The sequence below is a fragment of the Duncaniella muricolitica genome (assembly GCF_910574735.1).
GTDB classification, from domain to species: Bacteria; Bacteroidota; Bacteroidia; order Bacteroidales; family Muribaculaceae; genus Duncaniella; species Duncaniella muricolitica.
Window position 1 is genome coordinate 39727 of record NZ_CAJTCF010000024.1, and the last position, 9300, is coordinate 49026.

8 protein-coding genes are annotated in these 9300 nt (G+C 56.9%); 7 read left to right on the plus strand and 1 reads right to left on the minus strand.

Annotated features, from left to right (window positions below; all coding sequences use genetic code 11):
• Positions 1-13: 13 nt before the first annotated feature.
• From QGT73_RS07060 to QGT73_RS07085, 6 genes are all read left to right on the plus strand, one after another.
• Positions 14-958: a serine acetyltransferase gene (locus QGT73_RS07060; protein WP_280121947.1), complete on the plus strand. Its 945-nt coding sequence runs from the start codon at positions 14-16 to the stop codon at positions 956-958.
• Positions 959-983: 25 nt separating this feature from the next.
• Positions 984-2582, plus strand: coding sequence for a THUMP domain-containing class I SAM-dependent RNA methyltransferase (locus tag QGT73_RS07065; protein WP_280121948.1), 1599 nt, complete (start codon positions 984-986; stop codon positions 2580-2582).
• Positions 2583-2682: 100 nt separating this feature from the next.
• Positions 2683-4080 (plus strand): phosphoribosylamine--glycine ligase, encoded by a 1398-nt coding sequence (gene purD / locus QGT73_RS07070; protein WP_280121949.1) that lies wholly within the window; start codon positions 2683-2685, stop codon positions 4078-4080.
• Entirely contained in the window at positions 4077-5024 is a 948-nt protein-coding gene (locus QGT73_RS07075; protein WP_280121950.1) for a hypothetical protein, read from the plus strand. The genes purD and QGT73_RS07075 overlap by 4 nt, the downstream gene beginning before the upstream one ends.
• A complete protein-coding gene (locus tag QGT73_RS07080) occupies positions 5021-6031 on the plus strand; it encodes a 4-phosphoerythronate dehydrogenase (RefSeq protein ID WP_280121951.1) in 1011 nt (336 codons plus the stop codon). Before QGT73_RS07075 ends, QGT73_RS07080 begins: the two co-directional genes overlap by 4 nt.
• A 137-nt stretch (positions 6032-6168) precedes the next feature.
• Positions 6169-6612, plus strand: a complete 444-nt coding sequence (locus QGT73_RS07085) for a tellurite resistance TerB family protein (protein ID WP_123617314.1) — start codon at positions 6169-6171, stop codon at positions 6610-6612.
• A gap of 81 nt (positions 6613-6693) precedes the next feature.
• Here the strand turns inward: QGT73_RS07085 and QGT73_RS07090 are convergent, their stop codons facing one another.
• Positions 6694-8688, minus strand: a complete 1995-nt coding sequence (locus QGT73_RS07090) for a glycoside hydrolase family protein (protein ID WP_280121953.1) — start codon at positions 8686-8688, stop codon at positions 6694-6696.
• 209 nt (positions 8689-8897) lie between these two features.
• Between QGT73_RS07090 and QGT73_RS07095 the strand changes: the two genes are divergently transcribed.
• The gene (locus QGT73_RS07095) at positions 8898-9170 is read left to right on the plus strand and encodes a peptidoglycan recognition protein family protein (RefSeq protein ID WP_280121952.1); all 273 of its coding nucleotides are present in this window, start codon (positions 8898-8900) and stop codon (positions 9168-9170) included.
• Positions 9171-9300 lie beyond the last annotated feature (130 nt).

A 9300-nucleotide genomic window follows, 5' to 3' on the forward strand; every position in this document is an offset into this window, starting at 1 on the left:
AAAATTTAAAATTATGGAACACCCCGCCCTCTCACGTACACGGATAGACGAAATAGTGGACCGCCTGTGCAGTCATACCGACATGCACCACGCATGTCCCGAGCGTCGCCACGAGGGTGAGCCGGTGCTCTCCAATATCTCGGTCAAACGCATTGTAGAGCTGTCGTCAGGACTGCTCTTCCCGGGATTTTTCAACGACACTATCGAATCGCCCTCAGTGATGCGCTCCATGCTCACATTAGCATGCCACGAGTTGCGTAACCTGCTCGTCCACCAGATTGCTGCCGGGCTCTGCTTTGCCGACACTGACTGCGACACAATCCTTCCGGAACTCCACCGGCGCGCCGCCGAGGCGGCCGACAGCTTTATCGACTCCCTGCCCGAACTTCGCCGCATGCTCGATACCGACATCGACGCCACCTATCTCGGCGACCCGGCGGCGACATCGACCCACGAAGTACTCATCTGCTATCCCGGCATACGCGCTACCATCAGCCACCGCATAGCCCATGCCCTGCTCAAGCTCGGAGTTCCCGTAATCCCACGCATGATTTCCGAACTGGCCCACTCCGACACCGGCATCGACATACATCCGGGTGCATCCATAGGCCACTCTTTTGTCATCGACCACGGCACAGGTGTGGTCATCGGAGCCACTGCCATCATCGGCAACAACGTCAAGCTCTATCAGGGCGTGACTCTCGGGGCCCGAAGTTTTGTAACCGACGACTCCAACAACCCGGTCAAAGGCATCCCACGCCACCCCATCATCGGCAACGACGTGGTGATATACTCCAACTCCACCATACTCGGCCGCGTCACCATAGGCGACGGTGCCGTTATCGGCGGCAACCTATGGGTGACGCGCGACGTGTCGCCCGGCGAGAAACTCGTACAGCCGCGCGCCGACAACTTTCGTTCTCTCGACCCCTCCTCAACCAACTCTCACGACAATTAAAACACCCAGTCATCAATATACGTCTATGTCACAAAAATTTGAAATGGTAGCCAAGACCCTCAAGGGTCTCGAAGATGTCCTTGCCGAAGAGCTCCGCACGCTCGGAGCCGAAAACGTTCAGCCGGGATGCCGCATGGTGTCGTTTGAAGGCGACCTCGCCATGATGTATCGCGCCAACCTGTGTTGCCGTACAGCACTGAGTATCCTGCGCCCCATCTACAAATTCATAGCCACCGACCCCGACTCGCTCTACGAGATGGTCAAGGAATATGACTGGGGCAGTGTGCTCACGCTCGGAAAGACCTTCTCAATCGACACCACAAGCCACTCCAACGAGTTTACCCACTCGCGCTTCGTCACCTATCGCGTCAAGGACGCCATAGTCGACTGGTTCAAAGACCGCTTCGGAGCCGACAAGCGTCCCGGCGTGCGCCTCAACGACGCCGACGTGATGCTCAATGTGCACATCGACGGCACCCGCGTCACCCTCTCGCTCAACTCATCGGGCGAATCGCTCCACAAGCGCGGATGGCGTGTGGCACAGACCGACGCCCCCATCAGCGAAGTGCTCGCGGCCGGCATCATCCTCAAGAGCGGATGGCGCGGCGAGACCCCGTTTGTCGACCCCATGTGCGGTTCGGGCACATTTCTCATTGAGGCCGCGATGATAGCAGCCGACATCAAGCCCGGCTCCTATCGCGAGACATGGCCTTTCACCCAGTGGCGCGACTGGGATCCCGAGCTCTTTGACAGCGTGCTCCACGAGGGCGAGACCGACGAGCCCCGCGAGTATGATTTCAAAATCTATGGCTCCGACATATCACCCAAAGCCATCGACATAGCCGAACGCAACATCCTCTCGGCAGGCGTGGACGAGTATATCAATCTGCGCGTCCGCTCGCTCCAGCATTGGGACGAGGCTCCCGCAGGAGGCACACCCGGCGTAATGGTCACCAACCCGCCCTATGGCGAGCGCATCAATCCCGAGGATATCGAAAACCTCTACCGCACCATCGGCACCAAGCTCAAGAAAGTATTCTGCGGCTATCACGCATGGGTAATATCATCCAACGAGGACTGCCTGGCCCACATCGGCCTCACACCCTCGCTGCGCGAACAGCTCCAGAACGGTGGGCTTGACTGCGAGCTGCGCGAATATGTGAGCTTCGAAGGCTCCAAGAGCGAATTTCGCGCCGCCGGCGGCACCATCAAGGGCGACCGCCCGGCCCGCGAACCCAAAAACAAAAAATTTGCCCGCAAGTCAGATGCCGAATGGACCCGCGATGCCCGCGAGAAAGGCATGGGCGGCAAGAGAGGCGACTCACGCCGCGGCCTGCCCAAAGACACACCGCTGAGCGAGAAATATCGTCCGAAATCGGGCGGATTTGCCCGCAACGAGGAGCGCAGACGTAAATTTAAGGAAGAGACTGCCCGCGACGGCGAACGCCGCATGGGCTCACACCACCAGTCGGAGGCCGAGGAACTGCTCGCACGCCGCCGCAACGTCCATGCTCTCAAGAGCCTCGGCGAGACACCCAAGATGCCCTCTATCCCACCGTCCGAAGGCCCGTTCATGCGCACCCGCCGCCGCTGGAAACGTCCCGATTCATCTAACGATGAATAAAAAGTTTATATAGTTTATAGTTTAAAGTTTATCGTTAGATTTTGTGACAACCGATCTATGCATAAACTCTAAACTCTATAAACTCTAAACTCTCTAAAACATGAGTATACAAACAACCCTCAATACCCTAAGATACCCCGTGAGCACACAACCCGAAAAAAGCCCCTTCAACGCGGGCGAGACACTTCAGGAAAAGACTTCACCCGTCACAGTACTTCTACTCGGTTCAGGCGGCCGCGAATGCGCCCTGGCCTGGAAGATAGCCCAAAGCCCCATGCTGCGTCGACTCTTCATAGCCCCCGGCAACGGCGGCACAGGCGCGTATGGCGAAAATGTCAGCCTCTCGCCGCTCGACTTCGAGGCCATCGACGCCTTTGTCAAGGAGAACGGTGTCGACATGATTGTGGTCGGCAACGAAGACCCGCTCGTAGCCGGCATATATGACTACTTTGCCGGACGCGAAGGCGCGCCCCTCATCGTAGGTCCCTCCAAGGCCGGCGCGGCACTTGAAGGCAGCAAAGACTTTGCCAAGCAGTTCATGGTGCGCCACAACATCCCCACCGCACGCTACCGCAGCTTCACTGCCGAGACTGTCGAGGAAGGCGAACGTTTCCTCGAAGAGCTCCGCCCGCCCTACGTGCTCAAAGCCGACGGCCTGGCTGCCGGCAAGGGCGTGCTCATCATCGACTCGCTCGACGAAGCCAAGCAGTCGCTCCGCGAGATGCTCTCGGGCATGTTTGGACAGTCATCGGCCACCGTAGTAATCGAAGAGTTCCTCAAAGGCATCGAATGCTCGGTGTTCGTGCTCACCGACGGCAACGGCGGCTACCGCATACTCCCCGTGGCCAAGGACTACAAACGCATCGGCGAAGGTGACACAGGTCCCAACACCGGCGGCATGGGCGCGGTAAGCCCCGTGGCATTTGCCGACGAGACCTTCATGAAAAAGGTCGAGGAGCGCATCATCCTCCCCACCGTCAACGGACTCATCGCCGAAGGCATCACCTATCGCGGATTTATCTTCCTCGGACTCATCGAGGTAGGCGGCGAGCCGATGGTAATCGAATATAACGTGCGCATGGGCGACCCCGAGACCGAGGTAGTGATGCTCCGCATCGCCTCCGATCTGCTCCCGCTCCTTCAGGCAGCAGCATCAGGCAACCTCGGCGACATGCCCCTGGCCATCGACCCGCGCTATGCCACCACCGTGGTAGTGGTTTCGGGCGGCTATCCCGGCTCTTATGCCAAGGGCAAGGTCATCACCGGCACCGACGCCTGTGGCGACACCATACTTTTCCACGCCGGCACCAAACTCAATCCCGACGGCTCACTCCTCACCTCGGGCGGACGCGTCATCGCATGCAGCTCCTACGGCAGCGACATCGACGAGGCTCTCAAAGGCTCTTTTGCCGGAGCCGCAGCCATCAACTATGAGGGCAAATATTTCCGCCGCGACATAGGTGCCGACCTCAAATCCATACTCCAAATCAAGAAATGACAAAAAAAGAGACACGTTTCACCAACATACTCCGTTCGCGCGGAGTGGCGTGCATCCTTGCCGCCCTCTCGGCGTGGATGACCTGGAGGTGTCTCCCCTCACTCACTGCGCCCGCAGGATGGCTCGGGATATTCCCCGAGCTGTCTTGCGTGCTCAATTTTGCCATACTCGCAGCCACGGGTGTGGCCATGATAGCCATCAACCGCACCTTCACACTGCTGCGCACGCTGTCGGTGTTCTTCGCAGCCTACTTCCTCTTTATCACGGCCGCCACCCCGGGAGTAGCCGCCTTTGCGGGCACCTCATCGCTGCTGGCTGCAGTGATGATACTGTGCATGTGGATACTCTTCACGCTCTACAATGAGCGGGTGAGCGACAGGCGCGTGTTTCTGATATTCTGTCTTCTCGGGGCCGGCACACTCTACGACTGGAAATTTCTCTTTTACTTTCCGCTCTTCATGACCGGCATGATGCAGATGCGCATCCTGCGGTTCAAGAAAATCATCGCCGCGCTCATCGGCCTCATCACCCCGGCATGGATAGTATTCGGACTCGGACTCATGCCGTTGCCGCGTCTGCCCCACATCTTCTTCACACCTCCGGCTCTGCTGCTCCAGGCCCCGGGCGGATGGCCGTTTCTATGCACGGTGTTACTGACGATGGTCACCGGCTTTCTGTTCGGCTCCACGGCTTTGCTGCGCATACTCGGGTTTAACGCAAGGGCACGCGCCTACAACGGCTTTCTCGCTCTGCTGGGCATCTACACGGGCGTGCTCGCTCTGATCAACTTCACCGCGCTGCCCGACTATGTGACTCTGCTCAATGCCTGCGTGGCCTTCCAGATAGGACACTTCTTCCGTGCCACAGCCTCGCGACGCGGCTATATAGTGATACTCGTACTCCTTGCTGCCTACACAGCTCTCTACATCTGGTCTGCATTATGAAAATCGTAGTTGACCGCAACATCCCTTTTATCGAAAAGCCTCTCTCCGCGCTTGGCCGCGTGGTCATGCTCCCGGGCTCGGAAATAACGTCCGAGACAATGTGCGACACCGACATACTGGTCACACGCACACGCACACGCTGTGACGCCTCGCTGCTCGACGGCTCACCATGTCGCTTCATCGGCACAGCCACCATCGGCACCGACCACATCGACCTCCCCTACTGCGCCTCTCGCGGCATCACCGTGGCCAACGCGCCCGGATGCAACGCCCCGGCCGTAGGCCAATGGGTGCTTGCCGCCATCCGGACCCACATAGGCCCGAACGCCCCACTCGCCGACGTGACTCTCGGAGTCATCGGCGCGGGCAACGTCGGCTCAATACTCATCCGCTGGGCCGAGGGGCTCGGCATGCGTGTACTCGTCAATGACCCTCCTCTCCAGGCATCGGCTCCCGACCGTTACACATACTCGTCACTTGCCGACCTGGCACGCGAATGTGACGCCATCTCCATCCACACCCCGCTCACACTCGCAGGCCCCCACCCCACTCACCATCTCATCGACCGCGACTTCATCGCCTCGCTGCGACGCTCGCCGTTGCTGCTCAACGCAGCCCGCGGCCCTGTGACCGACACCCGCGCACTCCTCGAAGGGCTCGACAGCGGCCTCATCGGAGCCGTAGCCATCGACTGCTGGGAGGGTGAGCCCGACATTGACACGCACCTGCTCTCACAGGCACTGATAGCCACCCCTCATATCGCAGGCTATTCGCGTCAGGGCAAGATACGCGCCACACAGATGGTGCTCGACATGCTGTCGACCTACCTCAACCTTGAGTCGCCCCTACAGGCCGACGCCCCAGCCATATCACCTGTACCCGACACCATAAGTGAGGACACGATTTCATATGACATACTCGCCGACACCCGTGCACTCCGCGCCACCCCCTCACTCTTCGAGTCGCTGCGCAACAGCTACCACCTGCGCGAAGAGCCGGGCATGTGACCTCAGTGATTGCTGAAAAATTATAGATGCGCGTAAAATTTACGCGCATTTTTGTTTTCATTAAAAATAAATTTATTATATTTGCATTACCTAATCTTTCCATTAACCAATAATCAAACCAAATCGCACTAAACACAATGGGACTTTTTGATAAAATCTTCAAGCAGGTACCCGAAGAGGACATGCTCACCAAACAGGAAGCATTTGCAGGTATAGCACTCGCCATGGCCGGAGCTGACGGCAGCATCGCTCAGTCGGAGTGGGACGGCATCGTATCATACATCCGTCGTCTGCGTCTCTATGACAACTTCTCAAGCCCCGCTTTCGACAAGATGTTCGACAAACTTTTCCGCATTCTCAAAAACCAGGGTGCCAGCGCACTTGTAGCGGCTTCGGTTACAGGCCTTCCCGAAGACCTCAAGCTCACAGCCTTTGCCTGTGCGGTTGACATCGCTCTCGCCGACGGCGTAGTAGAGGACGAAGAGAAGGAGATCATCAACCAGCTCGCCGAGCTGCTCGAAATCCCCGAGCAGACCGCCATCTCAATCATCGAGGTGCTCATCATCAAGAACAAGGCTTAAGAGACTATACAAAAAATAAAGAGAGAGGCTGTGTCACACACACAGCCTCTCTCTTTATTTTTTGCATATCTGCCAGGCTCCCTATTTGAGCGTCACATGATAGGTCTTGACCACACCGTTGTAGTCAAAATCGACGCGGACCGTGCCGGGATATGAATCTGGCTGCGACACTTTCACCTTGACGGCGCGATTATCGGACGAAGCGGTCACCTCGGGCCGTTTTCCGGAGGGCATACGGCATGACACCTCATAGTTGTTATAACCTGTATAGCCGTTAAGGGCAGTCATGCGCGCAGGGGTCGAGGGGAGTTCAATCTCCTTGCCGTTGACACGTATCGACACGCCGGGAGGCTCGGGGAGATTCATGGTCTGTCCCTTGCGTGTAAAACCAAGTCCGTGGAGCACACACACTTTGCTGCCTTTGCCTGCATTGGCCACAAGATATATGGCGTGCTTTTTGTCAAGTCCGTCCACCACATCCGACACATCGGCTGTAAAGCGGCGTGTCTTGCCCGACGACTTGGCCGGAACATTGACAGTGGCAATCTTCCGACCGCCGAGCACATCACCCTCCCACGGGCCGTCGAGCATCACATCTATGCTGAAAGCCTCGTCGGTGACAGGTGCAAGGAAAAGGTTGAGCCTGGTCTTGTTGCCTTTGGCAGTGCCTTTAAACGGGTTCAGTCCCTTCTCGGCCCTGTCGAGTCCGCCAAATCCGAAATACTTGAAACCCACGATGTCAGTGCCTGACATCTCTACGGGCATACTGTTGTCCCAGATGTCCCACGAGTCAGTCTGCGCACCGATGTTTGACAGATAGCAGGCATATCCGGCCGAATAATATTTATAAGGGTCAAGACCATATATCTGAAAACCCTCCGAAGTCACCTCCGCGCCTGTATATTCCCTGCCGTCAGCAGCCTTGGCCGTCCATGTGCAATCGGGAGCATACGGGTCATAGCCAGTGATGACCACACGTCCGCCCTCGGCCACCGGCTTTTCGTCACACACAATGTTGACGGGAGCCACCATCGCCTGGCGTGCGAAGCCAAATCCGCGCGGAGGACGGTGATAGAACACATACCATTGACCATTGATTTCCTGAAGACTGCCGTGGGTATTGTGGCCGGCGTTGGTGAGCTGAAGCGCAGAGCCGTCACGGTTGACCACCACGCCGCGCGAGTCGACAAGCACACCTCCGCTGCGCCACGGGCCCAACGGACTGTCGCCATAGGCATAACGAAGGGTCGAGTTGGTGTTGCCAAGACCATACTCCGGACCTGAAAAGCCAGAGAAAATCATGACATACTTATTGCCGACCTTACGTATCGACGAGGCCTCGAAAAAGTTGAAGTCGAGCGGATTCTGATTGCTCATAAGAGCGGGATACACAGTGCCCTCGGGGTCACGTATAGTGCCTTGATGGGTGCTTGCGGGGATAAAATAGGGAATGGTCTCGGTGCCGGGACGCACTGAATACATCGTGTTCTGGTCAAGCTCTGCGGCAAGCGAACGCTGGAAACCCCAGAATCCATAGGCTCTGAAACCGGTCCTGCTGTCAGGATCGGCCGGATCGGTGACATGCTCTATATATATCGACGGGTCAAAGCCCAGCACACTCCCCTCGGTCACGGCTGTACCCTCGGCATTGAGGTTGACCGGCACAAACGGACCGTCAGGACGATAGCCCTTGCACACCATGGCCTCACGGCGCGGCCCGCGGCTGTGGGGATATAGATAATACACCTTGCCACCCTTGCCGTCGGGCACTTCCACAAGATCGGGGGCATACATTATATCCCATTCTCCGCCAACGCTGTAGGTGAATATCGCCCCCTCATCGCGCCAGTCGGTGAGGTCATCGACCGGAGCCGACCACATGCGTATGTCCGAGCCGCAATATCGGTCAAAACTCGTATCGTGCGAACCTATTATATAGGCACGGTATTTACCCAGACAGTCGGGGTCTTCAAACACTCTCGGTTCTCCGTCGGGAAGGTGTTCCCACAACGGCAGATAAGGATTGCCGGTGCCAACGGCGGTGGCTTGACGGGCAGAGGCGGCCAACGGCATCATAAGTGCCGCGACGGCACATAGCTTTACACATGATTGGTACATATTTTATCCTTTTGAATTGCTGAATATTACACAGTTACAAAATTAGACAAACTCCGACAAAGAGTGATTTACACATATATCATATGTATTTCCCGACGCAACGCCACAGAGGATTATGTCTCATTTTCTTTCATATTCGTGACATTATCGCACCTTTTGGGCTGAAAATGCACCGTAACTTTGCACCGGCAACACACCCCACCACACACCTCAACACACCTCAACACACCTCAACACATCTCCCGATCTACCCTATTTTCTCACCCTTAATCCCCCTGCTCCACCCCATGCGCATCATCACCCGCCTCATCATCCACTGCACCGCCACCCCGCGCGGCCGACACGTCACCGTAGCTGATATAGACTGCTGGCACCGCCAACGCGGCTTTGACGGCATAGGCTATCACTACATTATATTATTACTGTCCGCTAAACCATAAAAAGTCGAGTCCAACTTCTTGAAATATAGAAGTTGGGCTAACTTTTTGTATAGGACAAGCCCCCTTATCAGTTTTCAGTTTCTTCCGGCGGCGATTCAGATGCATCGGCGAGCATTATTTTCAGGTCTGC